This is a genomic window from Nitratireductor alexandrii, assembly GCF_004000215.1.
Taxonomy (GTDB): Bacteria; Pseudomonadota; Alphaproteobacteria; order Rhizobiales; family Rhizobiaceae; genus Mangrovimarina; species Mangrovimarina alexandrii.
Genome location: NZ_RBVY01000005.1, coordinates 404,441 through 421,103, shown reverse-complemented (window position 1 = coordinate 421,103; position 16,663 = coordinate 404,441). Strand labels below are relative to the sequence as shown.

At 64.4% G+C, this 16,663-nt stretch carries 14 protein-coding genes and 1 pseudogene; 12 read left to right on the top strand and 3 right to left on the bottom strand.

Annotated features, from left to right (window positions below; genetic code table 11):
* The first annotated feature begins 306 nt into the window (after positions 1–306).
* The 5 genes and pseudogenes from EP380_RS14220 (at position 307) to EP380_RS14200 (ending at position 7,887) form a co-directional block, all read left to right on the top strand.
* On the top strand, positions 307–1,959 hold the full coding sequence (locus EP380_RS14220; protein ID WP_106571468.1) for an ABC transporter substrate-binding protein: 1,653 nt from the start codon (positions 307–309) through the stop codon (positions 1,957–1,959).
* Between the two features lie 222 nt (positions 1,960–2,181).
* Positions 2,182–3,219 (top strand): ABC transporter permease, encoded by a 1,038-nt coding sequence (locus EP380_RS14215; protein WP_106571469.1) that lies wholly within the window; start codon positions 2,182–2,184, stop codon positions 3,217–3,219.
* A 12-nt stretch (positions 3,220–3,231) separates the two neighbouring features.
* The gene (locus EP380_RS14210) at positions 3,232–4,389 is read left to right on the top strand and encodes an ABC transporter permease (RefSeq protein ID WP_106571470.1); all 1,158 of its coding nucleotides are present in this window, start codon (positions 3,232–3,234) and stop codon (positions 4,387–4,389) included.
* A gap of 78 nt (positions 4,390–4,467) precedes the next feature.
* Positions 4,468–6,567, top strand: a pseudogene (locus EP380_RS14205) (dipeptide ABC transporter ATP-binding protein); the annotation flags it as partial.
* A gap of 864 nt (positions 6,568–7,431) precedes the next feature.
* Entirely contained in the window at positions 7,432–7,887 is a 456-nt protein-coding gene (locus EP380_RS14200; protein WP_127599059.1) for a hypothetical protein, read from the top strand.
* 179 nt (positions 7,888–8,066) lie between these two features.
* Here the strand turns inward: EP380_RS14200 and EP380_RS14195 are convergent, their stop codons facing one another.
* Complete coding sequence (locus tag EP380_RS14195) at positions 8,067–8,303, bottom strand: hypothetical protein (RefSeq protein ID WP_127599058.1); 237 nt, start codon at positions 8,301–8,303, stop codon at positions 8,067–8,069.
* Positions 8,304–8,890: 587 nt separating this feature from the next.
* Here EP380_RS14195 and EP380_RS14190 point away from each other — a divergent pair.
* From EP380_RS14190 to preA, 3 genes are read left to right on the top strand one after another with little or no spacing between them, the layout of a single operon-like run.
* The gene (locus EP380_RS14190) at positions 8,891–10,246 is read left to right on the top strand and encodes an NAD(P)-dependent oxidoreductase (RefSeq protein WP_127599057.1); all 1,356 of its coding nucleotides are present in this window, start codon (positions 8,891–8,893) and stop codon (positions 10,244–10,246) included.
* Entirely contained in the window at positions 10,247–10,747 is a 501-nt protein-coding gene (locus EP380_RS14185; protein WP_127599056.1) for a hypothetical protein, read from the top strand.
* Positions 10,748–10,749: 2 nt separating this feature from the next.
* On the top strand, positions 10,750–12,060 hold the full coding sequence (gene preA / locus EP380_RS14180) for an NAD-dependent dihydropyrimidine dehydrogenase subunit PreA (RefSeq protein WP_106571475.1): 1,311 nt from the start codon (positions 10,750–10,752) through the stop codon (positions 12,058–12,060).
* 133 nt (positions 12,061–12,193) lie between these two features.
* Here the strand turns inward: preA and EP380_RS14175 are convergent, their stop codons facing one another.
* Positions 12,194–12,922, bottom strand: coding sequence for a class I SAM-dependent methyltransferase (locus tag EP380_RS14175; RefSeq protein WP_106571476.1), 729 nt, complete (start codon positions 12,920–12,922; stop codon positions 12,194–12,196).
* Positions 12,923–13,300: 378 nt separating this feature from the next.
* On the opposite strand from EP380_RS14175, the gene EP380_RS14170 reads away from it, so the two are divergent.
* From EP380_RS14170 to EP380_RS14155, 4 genes are all read left to right on the top strand, one after another.
* Entirely contained in the window at positions 13,301–13,831 is a 531-nt protein-coding gene (locus EP380_RS14170; RefSeq protein ID WP_106571820.1) for an RrF2 family transcriptional regulator, read from the top strand.
* Between the two features lie 11 nt (positions 13,832–13,842).
* Positions 13,843–14,307, top strand: a complete 465-nt coding sequence (locus EP380_RS14165) for a carboxymuconolactone decarboxylase family protein (protein ID WP_127599055.1) — start codon at positions 13,843–13,845, stop codon at positions 14,305–14,307.
* A gap of 207 nt (positions 14,308–14,514) precedes the next feature.
* On the top strand, positions 14,515–15,462 hold the full coding sequence (locus EP380_RS14160) for a DMT family transporter (protein ID WP_238719864.1): 948 nt from the start codon (positions 14,515–14,517) through the stop codon (positions 15,460–15,462).
* 46 nt (positions 15,463–15,508) lie between these two features.
* Positions 15,509–15,919, top strand: a complete 411-nt coding sequence (locus tag EP380_RS14155) for a PaaI family thioesterase (protein WP_127599053.1) — start codon at positions 15,509–15,511, stop codon at positions 15,917–15,919.
* 24 nt (positions 15,920–15,943) lie between these two features.
* Here the strand turns inward: EP380_RS14155 and EP380_RS14150 are convergent, their stop codons facing one another.
* Complete coding sequence (locus EP380_RS14150; protein WP_127599052.1) at positions 15,944–16,576, bottom strand: TetR family transcriptional regulator C-terminal domain-containing protein; 633 nt, start codon at positions 16,574–16,576, stop codon at positions 15,944–15,946.
* Between the last annotated feature and the right edge of the window lie 87 nt (positions 16,577–16,663).

The following is a 16,663-nucleotide window of genomic DNA, read 5'->3' as shown; positions in this document are numbered from 1 at the left end:
CGGGCAAAAGTCAGGGCAGGCAAGGCCTCGCGTCCCGATGCGTCGCTCCCGCGCGGCCTCGTCACGCCCGCGCGGCCGGTGCGCAACCATGGCGCGAGCCGCGCACGCGATCGTGGCCAGCGGCGCGCTATGCGCAACAATTCGGCGGCTTCGCGGCGATTCTAGCCTGTTCTTGTCGCAATCGCGGCATCTTGTCCTTTGGCGAAGTTGCACATTTCGCTCGGGAATGTCCCGTGTCCGGCTTTTGACAAGTGTGGCCGGATGCGGAATGCTAATAGGCGAAAAGCCAAACAACGGGAGAGTGCGATGAAGTTCTACAAGAGCAATGGCGACCGGGTGCCCGAGAAGATTGCCGAGCTCGCCGAGAGCGTGAAATCGGGCAAGATGGATCGCCGCGAGTTCCTCACCATGGCAAGCGTGTTCGGCGCCTCGACGGCGATGGCCTATGGCATGATCGGCCTGACCGCGCCAACCAAGGCTTTGGCGCAGGAGCCGAAGAAGGGCGGCGTGCTGAAGGTGGCGATGTGGGTCAAGGATCCCAAGGACCCGCGCACGGCGGACTGGTCGGAAATCGCCAATGCCCAGCGCCAGACCCTCGAGCCGCTGGTCAAATACACGCATCAATATACGATCGAGCCTTATCTGCTCGAAAGCTGGGACGTTAACGACGACGCCACCGAATACGTGCTTCACGTGCGTCCGGGCGTGACCTGGAACAATGGCGATACATTCAATGCCGACGACGTGATCTTCAATTTCACCCGTTGGGCCGACAAGAGCTCGGAAGGCAATTCCATGCCGGGCCGTCTCGGCTCGCTGGTGGACGACGAAACCGGCAAGCTCAGGGAAGGCGCGATCGAGAAGGTCGACGACATGACGATCAAGCTCAAGCTGACCAAGCCCGACATCGCCTTGATCCCGAACCTCACCGACTACCCGGCGCTGGTCGTGCACCGCAGCTTCGACGAGACCGGCGCGAACTTCGTCGAGAACCCGATCGGCACCGGCCCGTTCGAACTGGTCTCCTACGATGTCGGCCAGAGCGTGGTCTACAAGCGCCGCGAGAACGGCACGTGGTGGAACGGCGAAGCCTATCTCGACGGCGTCGAGTTCATCGACTACGGCACCGATCCTTCGGCGATGGTGTCGGCGTTCGAGGCCGGCGAGGTGCAGGCCAACCACGAGACCTCGGCCGATTTCGTCGACATTCTCGAAGGCGTCGGCATGGACACGTCGGAGACGGTCACCGCCGCCACGATCGTGGCGCGCACCAATGTCAACAACAAGCCGTATGACGACATCAAGGTGCGCAAGGCGCTGCAGATGGCGGTCGACAACAAGATCGTGCTCGCGCTCGGCTACGGCAATGCCGGCGAGCCGGCGGAAAACCACCACGTGGCGCCGATCCATCCCGAATATGTCGAGCTGCCCCCGCAGGAACGCGACGTCGAGGGGGCGAAGGCGATGATGGCCGAGGCCGGCCAGAGCGACTACGAGCACGAGCTGATCACGGTCGACGAGGACTGGCACAAGAACACCGGCGACGCGATCGCCGCGCAGATCCGCGAGGCCGGCATCAAGGTCAAGCGGACCGTTCTGCCCGGCTCCACCTTCTGGAACGACTGGACGAAATATCCGTACTCGATGACCAACTGGAACATGCGTCCGCTTGGCGTGCAGGTCCTGTCGCTCGCCTACCGCACCGGCGAGGCCTGGAATGAGGCCGGCTATTCCAACGCCGAGCTCGACGGCATGATCAACGAGGCGCTGACCATCGCCGATGCCGACAAGCGCAAGGTGCTGATGGAAAAGATCGAGAAGCACCTGCAGGATTCGGGCATCATCATCCAGCCCTATTGGCGCAAGCTCTACAATCACCACGCGCCGGAGGTGATGAATTTCGAGATGCATCCGACGTTCGAGCACGATTTCGGCAAGGTCTGGCTCGACAACGCGTAAGGAAAATCGGGAATGGGGGCGCCAGCGCCCCCATTTCGCGCGGGGAACGCCGCGGTCGGGCCGCCCAGAGGGAACAAGAAGAGCCGGAAAACCGGCTTGCATCGTGGAGTGGGTTTGGATGGAACGTCGATCCGTCCCGTTTTCGGCACCCGCAAAACATCCTTGATCTCGTAACGGCGACCCCGGCGCGCGGCATCCCCACCCGACCGGCAGGGGATAGAGATGATTTCATTCGTCGCGAGACGGCTCGGCACCATGGCGCTGACCATGTTCTGCCTGACGCTCGTCGTCTTTTTCATGGTCAATCTCGAGCCGAATCTGCGCAAGCTGTCGATCAGTCAGCTCGACATGCGCTCCTCGGACGAGCATATCGAAAGCTGGCTGGTCAAGAACGGCTACCGGGACAATTTCTTCGTCCGTTACGGCCGCTGGCTGGGCGTGGTCCAGAAACAGCCTTATGTCGACCCGGAGACCGGCGTGGCGACGGCGCGGTTCTCCTATTGCGACGAGCCCGACGAGCCCTATTACGGCGGCATTCTGCAGGGCGATTTCGGCTGCTCGACCAAGTTCAAGACGACGGTGGCGGCGAAGCTGTTTCCCGCGCTCGGCGCGACCGGCCTGCTGATGTTTTGGGTGATGATCGTGATGGTGCCGGTCTCGCTGTTGATCGGCGTGATCGCCGGCATGCGGGAAGGCACGCGAACCGACCGAAGTCTCTCGGTGGCCTCGATCGCCACCACGGCGACGCCGGAATATGTCTCCGGCGTCATCTTCACCGTCATCTTCGCCTCGTGGCTGGGCATCCTCAACGGATCGGCGGCAACCGCCACCAGCCGCGGCATCACATTCTCCAATTTCACCCTGCCGGTGATGACGATGGCGATCTACGGCATCGGCTATATAGCGCGCATGACGCGGGCCTCGATGGTCGAGGTGATGACGCAGCAATATATCCGCACGGCGCGCCTGAAGGGGCTGGCCTTCAACGCGGTGGTCATCAAACACGCGCTCAGGAACGCGCTGATCGCCCCGTTCACGGTGATCATGCTTCAGTTCCCGTGGCTGCTGACCGGCGTCGTCATCGTGGAGGTGATGTTCCGCTATCAGGGGTTTGGCTACACGCTGGTGGAGGCGGCCGGCAACAACGACATCGATCTTCTGCTCGGCTGCTCGCTGGTCTCGGTGTTCGTCGTCCTGTTCACGCAGCTCATCTCGGATGTGGGATATGCCTATCTCAATCCGCGCATCCGCGTAAGCTAGGGGGCGCTTCGCATGGAACTTGAATATCTCGGCGTCTTCCAGACCTTTGTTGGCGTGCTTGTCCGTTTCTGGCCGGTTTGGCTCGCGCTCGCGATCGTGTTGAGCCTGAGCATGACCTTCAAGGCCAGGCTCGGCCTTTACGGACAGCTCTTCGACACCGGTGCCGGCATCGCCGGCGTCGTCATCTGCCTGTTCTGGCTGTTCACGTCGATCTTCGCCGAAGTGATCTCGCCGTTCGACCCGTTGGCGCAGCTCTTCGTCATGAAGGATGCGCTGCCCGGCGCGATCGAGCCCGAATCGGGACAGGCGTTCCTGTTCGGCGGCGACCGGCTGGCGCGCGACATCTTCAGCCGGATGGTGTTCGGCAGCCAGATCGTGCTGGTGATCGCGCCGGCGGCGACCTTGTTCGCGCTGATGGTCGGCATCACGCTCGGCCTGCCGGCCGGCTATTACGGCGGGCGCATCGATTCGGTCCTGTCCTTCCTGGCCAATCTGGTGCTGGCCTTTCCGGTGATCCTGCTGTTTTACCTGCTGGTGACGCCGGGCATCATGGACACGCCGATCCCCTACGGCATGGCCGGCGTGTTCTTCCTGTTTCCGATCATCTTCTTCTGCACGCTGTTTTTCACGCGCTACAAGAGCCGCCCGCAACTGCTTGCCGTGCAACTGGTGGTGACGCTTTTGATCGGCGGCTGGGTCTATCTCGGGCTGGTCTTCGACGCCGATCCGTTCGGCATCATCGCCATCCGGCCGAACGAGCTCAACATCTTCGTGGCGGTCGTGTTCGCCTCGTCGCCGGGCGTGTTCCGCATCGTGCGCGGGCTGGTGATGGACATCAAGACCCGCGACTATGTCGCGGCGGCGCAGACGCGCGGCGAGAGCCCCTGGTACATCATGCTGTGGGAGGTGCTGCCCAATGCGCGCGGGCCGCTGATCGTCGATGCCTGCCTGCGGATCGGCTACACGACGATCCTGCTCGGCACGCTCGGCTATTTCGGCCTCGGCCTGGCGCCGGAAAGCCCTGACTGGGGCACGGCGATCAAGGAATCGAGCCGTCTCCTGCGCTCCTATATCCATCCGGCGCTGCCGCCCACGATCGCGCTGATGTCGTTCGTGCTCGGGCTCAACCTGCTCGCCGACGCGCTGCGCGAGGAGTCTTTGAAGGACTGACGGCAGCCGAACCACGATCTCCTCGCGTCCCGCCGCGCGGCGGGGCCCGCACAGACAGAAGAAACCGAGAGCGACGCCATGAACGAAGCCATCAGCATCTCGCGGAACCAGAAGACGGACGAACCGATCCTGGAAATCGAGAACCTGTCGATCTCGTTCTTCACCCGCAAGGGCGAGATCCCGGCGGTGATGGATTTTTCCTGTTCGGTGATGCCCGGCGAGGCGATGGGCATCGTCGGCGAATCGGGGTGCGGCAAGTCGACCGTGTCGCTCGGCATCATGCGCGACCTTTCGAATGTCGGCCAGATCGTCGGCGGGCGCATCAAGTTCAAGGGCCGCGACATGGGCGACATGTCGGACGCGGAGCTGCGGGCGATCCGCGGCAACGAGATCGCCATGATCTATCAGGAGCCGATGGCGAGCCTGAACCCGGCCATGAAGGTCGGACAACAGCTCATGGAAGTGCCGCTGATCCACGACAAGGTGTCGAAGGAGGAGGCCTATAGTCGCGCGCTGGAGATGGTGCGCTCCGTGCGCCTGCCCGACCCGGAGCGCATGATGCGGTCCTATCCGCACCAGCTTTCGGGCGGCCAGCAGCAGCGTATCGTCATCGCCATGGCGCTGTTGTCGAAGCCGGCGCTGCTTCTGCTCGACGAGCCCACCACCGCGCTCGACGTGACGGTCGAGGCCGGGATCGTCGAACTGGTCAAGGGGCTCGGCAAGGAGTTCGGCACGTCGATGATCTTCGTGTCGCATAATCTCGGCCTGATCCTGGAGACCTGCGACCGGATCACGGTGATGTATTCGGGCGAGGCGGTGGAAACCGGCAATATCGACGACGTGTTCAACCAGATGCGCCATCCCTATACGCAGGGCCTGTTCCGCTCGATCCCGCTGCCCGGCGCGGACAAGAACTCGCGGCCGCTGATCGCCATTCCCGGGCAGTTGCCGCTGCCGCAGGAGCGTCCGCGGGGCTGCAATTTCGCGCCGCGCTGCCACCATTTCGTGGAAGGGGTGTGCGACGCGGCCGAGATCCCGATGATCGACGTCGAGGGTCACGACCGGCACCAGAGCCGCTGTGTGCGGTTCAACGAACTCGACTGGGAGGCGCTGCCGGAAGGCGCGACGGTCGAGCACGAGGCCACCGAGCCGGGCGCGCCGGCGCTGGTGGTCGACAAGCTGAAGAAATATTACCACGTCGCCGCCAACGCGATCTTCGGCGGCTCGGAGACGCGCACGGTCAAGGCGAACGAGACGATCAGCTTCGAGGCGCGCGAGGCCGAGACCGTGGCGATCGTCGGCGAATCGGGCTGCGGCAAGTCGACACTCGCCAAGGTGCTGCTCGGCCTGGAAACGGCGACCGAGGGAAGGGTGACGCTGGGCAACAAGGAAATCCAGTCGACGCCGATCGAGGAACGCGACGTCGACACGATCTCCTCGATCCAGATGGTGTTCCAGAACCCGTTCGACACGCTCAATCCGAGCCATTCGGTCGGCTCGCAGATCATCCGCACGCTGGAGAAATTCAAGGTCGGCAACAGCCAGGCCGACCGCCATACGCGGATGCTGGAACTGCTCGACCTGGTCAAGCTGCCGCGCGCCTTCGCGGTCAGGATGCCGCGCCAGCTTTCGGGCGGCCAGAAGCAGCGCATCGGCGTGGCGCGCGCCTTTGCCGGCAATGCCAAGGTGGTGGTCGCCGACGAGCCGGTGTCGGCGCTCGACGTGTCGGTGCAGGCCGCCGTCACCGAACTCTTGATGGACATCCAGCGCAAGAACAAGACGACGATGCTGTTCATCAGCCACGATCTGTCGGTGGTGCGCTACCTCGCCGACCGGGTGGTGGTGATGTATCTGGGCTACATCGTCGAGCAGGGCACGACCGACCAGATTTTTTCGCCGCCTTACCATCCCTACACGGAGGCGCTGCTTTCGGCGATCCCGATCGCCGACACCAGCGTGGTCAAGCAGCATATCGTGCTTGAGGGCGATATTCCCTCCGCGCTCAACCCGCCCACCGGCTGTCCGTTCCAGACTCGCTGCCGCTGGAAGTCGCGCGTGCCGGGCAATAAATGCGAAACCGAGGTGCCGCCGCTCAAGGAACTCGGCAATGGCCACAGAAGCCTGTGCTGGCTCGACGACGAGATCCTGGACGAGATGGAGCCGGTGATCAGCTTCGAGGTCGGCGCCAGCAAGGTCGCCGAAACGAAGCGCAAACCGGCATCCGCCAAGGCCACCAAGGCCGCCGAGACGGCCCCGTCGCCCCGGCAAAAGGCGAAGGGCGAAATTCCGGCAGCCCGCGAGGCGGCGGCGAAGAAGACGGGCAGCGCGCGCACGCGCAAGACACCCTCGGCGCTGCCGGGCGAATCCGCGCCGGCCAAGGTGATGTCGCAGGTCGGCGCCGGCCGGCAGGCGGTGAGCGCATCGACCAAGCCGGCCGCCGCGAAGCGGCCGAAAACGGCCAAGCAGGCCGCGCCCGACACCGATCTCGCCGGCCGCAAGGCCACCCCGGCGGGGCCGAAGAAAGTGTCGCGCGGAGAGCTTGCCGCGCGCGAACCGGCACCGAAGACCGCCAAAAAAGCGCCGTCGGCTGCGGCCCGCAAGGGTAGCTCCGTCGGCGGGAAGGCAGGGCCAGCCAAGGCCCAGCCGGCGCCCGACCCGGACAAGAACCGCCCGCCGGCGATGAAAAAGCCGGCCAAGCCGGACGATCTCAAGCTGATCTCGGGCGTCGGCCCGAAGATCGAAGGCATTTTGAACGGGCTCGGCATTTACAGCTACGGCCAGATCGCCTCGTGGAAGAAAGCCGAACGCGCGTGGGTCGACGGGCATTTGAAGTTCCACGGCCGCATCGAGCGCGAGGATTGGGTCAAGCAGGCCAAGGCGCTCGCCAAGGGCGGCGAAGCCGAATATGTCAAGATATTCGGCAAGAAGCCGCGCTAGCCGCCGGAGCCGTTCTGCTTTTCACGGCTTCGCAGACCGGCTCTGACCTATCGTCTTGACGTGTTTTTGAACGGCGAACCGGCTTCCACTTCGCCGGGAAACGCTATGGCCGCAAAGCGCCGGTCTTGCCGGCGACCGAAGCCGTCGGTCCGGGAGGAGGGGCTGGACGCGATCGCCCGCCCCTCGCCGGACGCGGCCCGTGGCATCGGCCGTGCGGGATGTTTTCCTCCACAACCCACTGCAACCAGGGCCTGTTATGGGCGGAAACCCGCGCGTGTCCGTCTTGGCGGTTATGGTGCCGGCGGGGTGAGTGACAGTTTTGAAAAGGGGGATTTCGTCGTGGGCGCAAGAACGCGGGGAAGCCGGCATCAACGTCTGGTCTATCTACAAGAGCATTTGCGCGAGTTGCGCCAGCTTGCCGAAGGCGACGGGTTGCCCCTGATCGGCTATTTTGTCGAGATGGCCTATATCGAAGCGTGCGACACGGTGCGCAAGGAGCGTCCGTTCGATGCGTCTGTCGGTAACAACAATGTGCCGCATCCGGCCCTGGCCAGGGACTAAGCGTCCTGCTTTCCACGGTTTCGCAGACCGGCTCTGACTTTTCGTCTTGACGCGTTTGCGAACGGCGATCCGGCTTCCTCCTCGCCAGGAAACTCCAAAACGGGCTGATGTCCTTATCGAGTGGGGTTCGGCGGGCTGGATTTTCGGCCCGCGAGGAAACCGCGAGCCATGAGGACGGATTATCGCTGTGTCGCGCTCTGGTCGCGCGCGGCCGCCGGCGTCCATTTTTCGGGTGTCTGTTGCAGGCAGCGTTTTTCGATCTCTTCTCGAACCGCCCGCGCAAAAACCTTGTTGACCGCATGGTCTTCCGCGCGGGCTGCCTGCCGCAACGCGTGCTGCGGGTCTTCGCCGCCATAAGCTTCCATCACGGCGTCGGCGGCGCGCATCACGTCGGCGGGATCGGGTCTGCTTGTCATGCGGGTCAATCCAGGCTGAATGATTTGATATCCAAGTTTTTATAGCAAGAAACTTGCGTTCATACGATTCAATCCATCTATTTTCCGCAAGGCCAGCGAAGAAGTACACAGGAATCGTCAGGATTTTTGAATATCAGACATGACGCGGACTTGCGAGTCGAACGGAGCGAAAGTAGTCGCCGTCTTCGGCCGGCTCAATTGTGAGAAAATCTGAGAAAGATTGAATTCTTCTCAGCGATGTTTGCCGGGCGGTCGGCCCCGTTGCGGACTCGGCGGCGACGGGGTCGCGGCCTTGCCGACACGCCGCGCGTCCCGCACGGAGCGACCGGCCGCGGGTTGCGCGTCGGATGGCGATGACGGCAGTGAAACTGAAAAAGGGGACGGGCGGCGACGCGGCTGTCGCCGGCCCGCCGTCCCGGTCGGGGCCAAACCCGCCATGCCTGGAGATGGCCCGGATTCCCATTCCATAAAAACATGAAAGTAATAGTCAAGTAATAATCGTGGCCTGGCGCGGATTAAAAATTTGACCGATTGATAAAAAAACAAAACGTGCTAGATTTTTCCCAAACCAAGAATGGGGAACAGGGATGGCACAAGGCCAGTTCAAGGACGGGATCGTCGCCGGGCGACTGTCGCAGACGCAGTATTCGGACAATTTCTCCGACTTGCATCCGCCGCTCGACCGTCACGAGGCGGTGGTGGAGGCGGATCGCTGTTATTTCTGCTATGACGCGCCGTGCATGCAGGCCTGTCCGACCTCGATCGACATCCCCATGTTCATCCGCCAGATCGCGACCGACAATCCGCTCGGTTCGGCCAAGACGATTTTCGACCAGAACATTCTCGGCGGGATGTGCGCGCGTGTCTGCCCGACCGAAACGCTGTGCGAGGAAGTGTGCGTGCGCGAGGTCGCCGAGGGCAAGCCGGTCCAGATCGGGCGGCTGCAGCGTTATGCCACCGACGTGGCGATGGAGGCCGGTAAGCAGTTTTACGAACGCGCCGCGCCGAGCGGCAAGTCGGTCGCCGTGGTCGGCGCCGGACCGGCCGGTCTCGCCTGCGCCCACCGCCTGGCGGTCGCCGGCCATACGGTCACCATCTACGAGGCCAAGCCAAAGGCCGGCGGTCTCAACGAATACGGCATCGCGGCCTACAAGACCGTGGACGACTTCGCCCAGGCCGAGGTCGACTATGTGACGGCGGTCGGCGGCATTGCCATCGAATACGGCAAGGCGCTCGGCCGCGATATCGCGCTTGCCGAGCTCGCGGCCACGCACGACGCCGTTTTCCTGGGCATGGGGCTTGCCGGGGTCAACGCGCTGCGCGCGGAGGGCGAGGACGCGCCGGGCGTGGACAACGCGGTGGAGTTCATCGCCGGACTGCGCCAGGCGGACGATCTCGCCTCGATCCCGGTCGGGCGCCGGGTCGTGGTGATCGGCGGCGGCATGACGGCGATCGACGCGGCCATCCAGTCCAAGCTGCTCGGCGCCGAGGAGGTGACGATCTGCTACCGACGCGGCAAGGAGCACATGAACGCCTCGGAATACGAACAGGATCTCGCCGCCTCGAACGGCGTCGTCATTCGCCACTGGCAACAGCCGAAGCGCGTCGTTGCGGTCAACGGCACGACGGTCGGCATCGAGCTCGAATATACGCGCCTGGACCAGGGAAAGCTGGTGGGCACCGGCGAGGTGGTCACGCTTGCCGCCGACCAGGTGTTCAAGGCGATCGGCCAGACCTTCGATGCCGCACCGCTCAACGGCAGCGGCAACGCGATCGCGCTCGAACAAGGCCGCATCAAGGTCGACGAGGAGGGCCGCACGTCGATGAAGTCGGTCTGGGCCGGCGGCGACTGCATTGTCGGCGGCGAGGATCTGACGGTGTCCGCGGTCGCGCAGGGGCGCGACGCGGCCGACAGCATCAACCGGGCGCTGTTGGACAAGTGAATGACGAATCTCACAAAAGGTGAACGCGCCGCGTTGGTTGAGATTGCCAATACGCTTAACCCTGAGAGGTTGCGCACTTTTGTCACTAACGCTAGGCGCCAAGGCTCTGCAGCTGTCGAGCGAGCTGCTTTTACAAGACTGTGCGTTGTCCAGCCAGAGGCTAATCCGGGGACGGTCGAGCACGATGTTTGGCAATCGGTTTTTGCGCTTGAGGAGATGCTCCGCCAAGAGCGAGGCAAGACCGTCAAGCTCAGTCGAACCAGGCAAAAGATTGCCCGCGACGGCGAGGCAAAGACCGTATCAGACCTTACAATGAAACCTAACGTGTCGGCCGGGTTCACCGACCTGATCGAACGGGGCCATCCTGAACTTACATTTGAGGCGGTTGTGTTGTGTCATCCGAAGACATTTGACGATGAAGTGCAGGCCGCAGCACGCGCCCGGCTATCCAACGCCAACGTCGACCCGGCCCAAGTGCAGGATCACGCAGAAGGGAACTGACCATGGCAGATATCCGCAACAATTTCGTCGGCATCAAATCCCCCAACCCGTTCTGGCTGGCTTCCGCCCCGCCGACCGACAAGGAATACAATGTGGTGCGGGCCTTCCGCGCCGGCTGGGGCGGGGTGGTGTGGAAGACGCTCGGCGAGGACCCGCATGTCGTCAACGTCAACGGGCCGCGCTACGGCGCGATCTGGAGCGGCGACCGGCGCCTGCTGGGCATGAACAATATCGAGCTGATCACCGACCGGCCGCTGCAGACCAATCTGCGCGAGATCAAGCGGGTCAAGAAGGAGTGGCCCGACCGCGCGATGATCGTCTCGTTGATGGTGCCGTGCGAGGAGGAGAACTGGAAGTCGATCCTGAAACTGGTCGAGGAGACCGAGGCCGACGGCATTGAGCTCAATTTCGGCTGTCCGCACGGCATGTCGGAGCGCGGCATGGGCTCCGCCGTCGGGCAGGTGCCCGAATATATCGAGATGGTGGTGCGCTGGTGCAAGCAGAACTCGCGCATGCCGGTGATCACCAAGCTCACGCCCAACATCACCGACATCCGCAAGCCGGCGCGCGCGGCCAAGGCCGGCGGCACCGACGCCGTGTCGCTGATCAACACGATCAACTCGATCACCGGCGTCGATCTCGACAGTTTCGCGCCGCAGCCGACGATTGACGGCAAGGGTTCGCATGGCGGCTATTGCGGGCCGGCGGTGAAGCCGATCGCGCTCAACATGGTGGCCGAGATCGCCCGCGATCCCGAGACCGCCGGCCTGCCGATCTCCGGTATCGGCGGGGTGACCACCTGGCGCGACGCGGCCGAGTTCCTGGCGCTGGGGGCGGGCAACGTGCAGGTGTGCACGGCGGCCATGACCTACGGCTTCAAGGTCGTGGAGGAGATGATCGAGGGCCTGAAGACCTGGATGGACGTCAAGGGCCACGCCACGCTCGACGACGTGATCGGGCGCGCGACGCCGAATGTCTCCGACTGGCAGTACCTCAATCTCAACTACGTCACCAAGGCACGCATCAACCAGGATCTGTGCATCCAGTGCGGCCGCTGCCATATCGCCTGCGAGGACACGTCCCACCAGGCGATCACCGCGATCGTCGACGGCCAGCGCCGCTTCGAGGTGATCGAGGAGGAGTGCGTGGGCTGCAATCTGTGCGTCAATGTCTGCCCGGTCGAAAACTGCATCGACATGGTGGCGCTCGAGGCGGGGGCGCTCGACAAGCGCACCGGCGAGACGGTCGACCCGACCTACGCCAACTGGACGACGCACCCCAACAACCCGGCCGCAAGGCAGGCCGCGGAATAACACGCAGACGGCGCTGCCGTGGCCGATTGCGCGGGCGCCGTCACGCCCCGCCGGAGAGCATTGCGGCAGGGGCGGGCGGCGGTCGGGTATCGTGTCCGCCAAACCCTGCCGCGCCACGCGGAGACGGCTAACGCTAACGCTGCGCCGAGACCAGCAGCATCATCGGCCGTTCGACCTCTTCGGCGAGATCCGGGTTCTCGGCGATCTGCCCGGCCGTCGGCGCGAATTCTTCGACCTGGCGGATCGCGAAACCCGCGCCGATCAGGCTGTTGAGGGTCGTGGCGACCGTGCGGTGATATTTGAGCACGCCGCTGGCGAACCAGTCGGTGCGGCGCTCGCCCTCGCGCGAATAGCCGTTGACCGGCCATGTCTTGCGACCGTCTTCGTCGCTCAGCCAGTGCGGATGCGCGGCGGCCATGAAGATGGGATGCTCGATGGTGAAGACGAAATGCGCGCCCGGCGTCAGGGCCTGCCGGACGGTTGCCGCGAGGGTGCCGAAATCCTCGATATAGTGGAAGGTGAGGGCGCTGTAGGCGACATCGAAACCCGCCCGCGGCAGGACAAGCTTTTCCAGATCGGCGATCTCGAAGCTGACCATCGGGTCGGTCGTATCGGCCCTGGCGCGCGCGATCATGTTCTGCGACAGATCGATGCCGAGCGCGCGGGCGGCGCCGTTTTCGCGCGCCCAGCGCGTGAACCAGCCGAAGCCGCAGCCCAGGTCGAGCACGCGCTTGCCGGCAAGGTCGGGCAACATGGCGCGCACGGCCGGCCATTCCGGCGCGCCGGCCAGGCCGTGCACCTGGCGCGGCAAGGCGCTGTAGCCTGCGAAGAACTCGGGTTTGTCGTAGATATTCTGTGCCATTTTCTGTCCATCGATGGTGGCCGATGCGACGGGGCACGTCCGCTGCAGCAATAACCCCGTCCGTCGGCGGCGGGGTTGCTGGATACGCGATGCGTGCTGCTTTCAGCGTGCGCGTTTATCCGGCATCCCACCTGTCGGGATGCCGGCGAGCCGGGAAACGATCAGCGAGCCTTTTTCGCGCATGGGTCGATTATTAAGAACGCATCCCGGGCGCTGTCAACACGTGCTCGGCCCCGGTTTGGCGCCATCCGCAAAGACGCGGGTTTGCGCCGTCGGCTGCGGTGCCGCAATCCTGGCAGGGTGTGTCAGGAGCAGGTCGTGTCCCTATTGAAGATAAAAAATATCCAAGATATAAAATATCGAAGATAGGAGATGGCGATGAAACTGTCCGAAGGCGTGGAGGCGGCGATCCATTGCGCCGCGCTGCTGGCCGGTCTGGCGCCCGGCAAGACCCTGCCGGCGGCGGCATTGGCGGAGTATCACGGCGTGTCGGCGAGCTATCTCGTCAAACATCTCAACAGGCTGGCGGCGGCGGGCGTGCTTGTCTCCGTGCCCGGGCCGCATGGCGGCTACCGGCTTGGCCGGTCGGCCAAGCGCATTTCCCTGCTCGATATCGTGCTTGCGGTCGAGGGACCGGAGCCGGCCTTTCGGTGTGCGGAAATCCGCCAGCGCAGTCCGGGCGCGCTGGAGCCCGACGCCTATCAAAAACCGTGCGGCATCAAGGTGGCCATGCTCAAGGCCGAACAGGCCTGGCGTCAGGCCTTGCGCGCCGAGCGGCTTGCCGACGTGATCGCCGGCTACGAGGCCGAGGCCGATCCGCGCGCGCTCGCGTTCGGCTGTGCGTTTTTGCAACGCCACCAGCGGCCCGGCGACGCCGCCGCAATGTCCGCATCACCCGATCCCCAATGAAAGGAAACCCAATGCAACAGCGTCTCGACTACTGGAAGGCCGAACCGGCCTTGCTGAAGGCCGTGCTCGACCTCGACACCGCGGCGAGAGAGTCCGGCCTCGATGGCGGGCTGGTTCACCTCCTCAAGCTGCGCGCCTCGCAGATCAACGGCTGTTCCTATTGCGTGGACATGCACAGCCGCGAGGCGCGCCGCGACGGCGAGAGCGAACAGCGCGTTCAACTCGTCTCGGCCTGGCGCGAATCGCCGCTTTTTTCGCCGCGTGAACGCGCCGCGTTCGCGTGGACCGAAAGGCTGACCAGGATCGCCGACGGCCCGGTCGAGGACGCGGAGTACGAGGCGGTGTCGGCCCATTTCTCCGAGGCCGACCTGGTCAAGCTCACCGTCCTGATCGGCGTCATCAATGTCTGGAACCGGGTCGCGATCCCGTTCCGCACCGTTCATCCCGTCATCGGCGGCGAAAGCCGCGCCGCCTGACGGCGCGGTGCTTTTTGCAGGAAAGTCATCATGGCGGCCGTCCTTCCGGCCCCGGCCGAACCGGCCGGTCGCCGGTTGGCCGGCGCCGTGTCGGTCTTGACCGGCTGGCGGCCGGCTAGGGCGGACCTTGCCGGCCCAGGACCAACGGAAAAAGCTTTTCCCGCCGCGGCCGGCGCGTTACGTCAAAGGGCCCGAAGGGAGAGTTGCTTGACACACGCCGCCGATATCCACGTCGCGCGCCGCCCCGATCACAAGAGTTTCGCCACCGGCAGGCAAAAGCTGCTCGGCCACCTGGCGGGGCTGTGTTTTGCGGCGCTCGTGGCGGGCTCGTTTTCCTTCGGCGCGCTGGCGGCCCCGCATATCGGGCCGGCCGCGATCAATGCGGCGCGGTTCCTGCTCGGCACCACCATCATGGGGGTGGCGACGTGGCTGTTGATCGGCAGCGGGGCGCTGGCGCGGCCGCGCGCCCCCTGGCGGTTCCTGGTGCTGGGCGGCCTGATGGCGATCTTCTTCGTGACCATGTTCGTGGCCCTGCAATTCACCGCGCCCGTGTCGACCGGCGCGGTCTTTACGCTGATGCCGCTGATGAGCGCCGGGTTCGGTTATCTGTTTTTGGGCCAGGTGCCGCGGCCGCTGGTCGTGTTCAGCCTGGTGGTTGCCGCCGCCGGCGCGATCTGGGTGATCTTTCGCGGCGATCTCGACGCCATTCTCGGCTTCGATGTCGGACGCGGCGAGGTGATCTTCTTTTTCGGCTGCGCCTGTCACGCCGCCTATGCGCCGCTGGTGCGCAAGCTCAATCGCGGCGAGCCGGTGCTGGCCTTCACCTTCTGGACGCTGATGGCCACGGGCATCGTCATCGCCGCCTACGGCCTGCGCGAAATCTTCGGCACGGCTTGGGCGGACCTGCCCGCGATCGTGTGGGCGGTGATCGCCTATCTCGCCGTCTTCACCACCGCCGGCACCTTCTTCCTGCTGCAGTTCGCCACGCTCCGGCTGCCGGCCTCCAAGGTGCTCGCCTACGGCTATCTGATGCCGAGCATCGTCATCCTCTACGAGGGCATGCTCGGCCACGGCTGGGTGAGCGCGAGCGTGGCGGCGGGCGCGCTGGTCACCGTTCTCGCCCTGGCGGTGGTGGTGTTTTCGCGCGACGGCTGAGGCCGCCCGCACCGCGGATGAAGGGATCAACGTCATGGAGGCGGCAATGGATCAAGCGCTTTTCGACTATGGCCGCAAAATCTTGGCCGCCCAGCCGTTTAGTGTTCTTCTGGGCACCGAACTCGTCACCTTCGAGCCCGGCCGGGCCGAACTCGCGCTCGACTTGAAACCCGAACATTTGCAGCAGCACGGTTTCGCCCATGGCGGCATCGTCTCCTATCTGGCCGACAACGCGCTGACCTATGCCGGCGGCTCGGTGCTGGGGGATTCGGTGACGCTGGAGTTCAAGATCAATTATCTGCGGCCCGCCAAGGGCAGCCGGCTGGTGGCGCGGGCCCGCGTGACCGGCGCGGGCAAGACCCAGGCAGTGTGCCAGTGCGATGTGATGGCGATCGACGAGGCCGGCGTGGAAAAGCTGTGCGCGGCTGCGCAGGGGACGATCTGGAAGGCGGGCTGAGGCGGCCGACAGCCCCGCGCCGCGTCAGCCCTTCGGCTTGAGCCCGTCCATGAACAATTGCTCCAAAAACCGGGCGGCGTCTTCGAACCGGCCCTCGCCGTCGCGCCCGGGGCCGAGCACGGCGCGGACCTGAACGTCGAAATCGGCATAATGCTGGGTGGTGGCCCAGATCGAGAAGATCAGGTGCCGGGGGTCGGTGCGTGCGATCCGGCCGGCCTTCATCCAGCCCAGGATCACCTCGGCCTTCTCGTCGACCAGCGTCTTCAACTCGTCTTCCAGCATCGGCATGGCGCGCGGCGCGCCCTGCAGGATCTCATTGGCGAAAAGCCGGCTTTCGCGCGGAAAATCGCGCGCCATTTCGAGCTTGCGGCGGATATAACCGCGCAGTTCCGTCAGCGGGTCGCCGACCGCGTCGAGCTCGCGCAACGGCGCCAGCCAGGTGTCGAGCAGGCGCTGGATCAGCGTGTGATGAATGTCTTCCTTGTTGCGGAAATAATAAAGCAGGTTCGGCTTCGACATGCCGGCGGCCTCGGCGATCTGGTCGATCGTGGAGCCGCGGAAGCCGTGCTGGGAAAACACCTCGAGCGCGGCTTCCAGGATCAGTTCGCGTTTCTGTTTCTGAATGCGGGTGCGGGTCTTCGGCGAAGGCGTATCCACGGTCGTATTCCTGCTCCACTGGCGACGCTCAGAACCGCTCCCGTTTTTTGGACCAATCGACTGGACCAGTGGCTGCCGGCTTGTGGA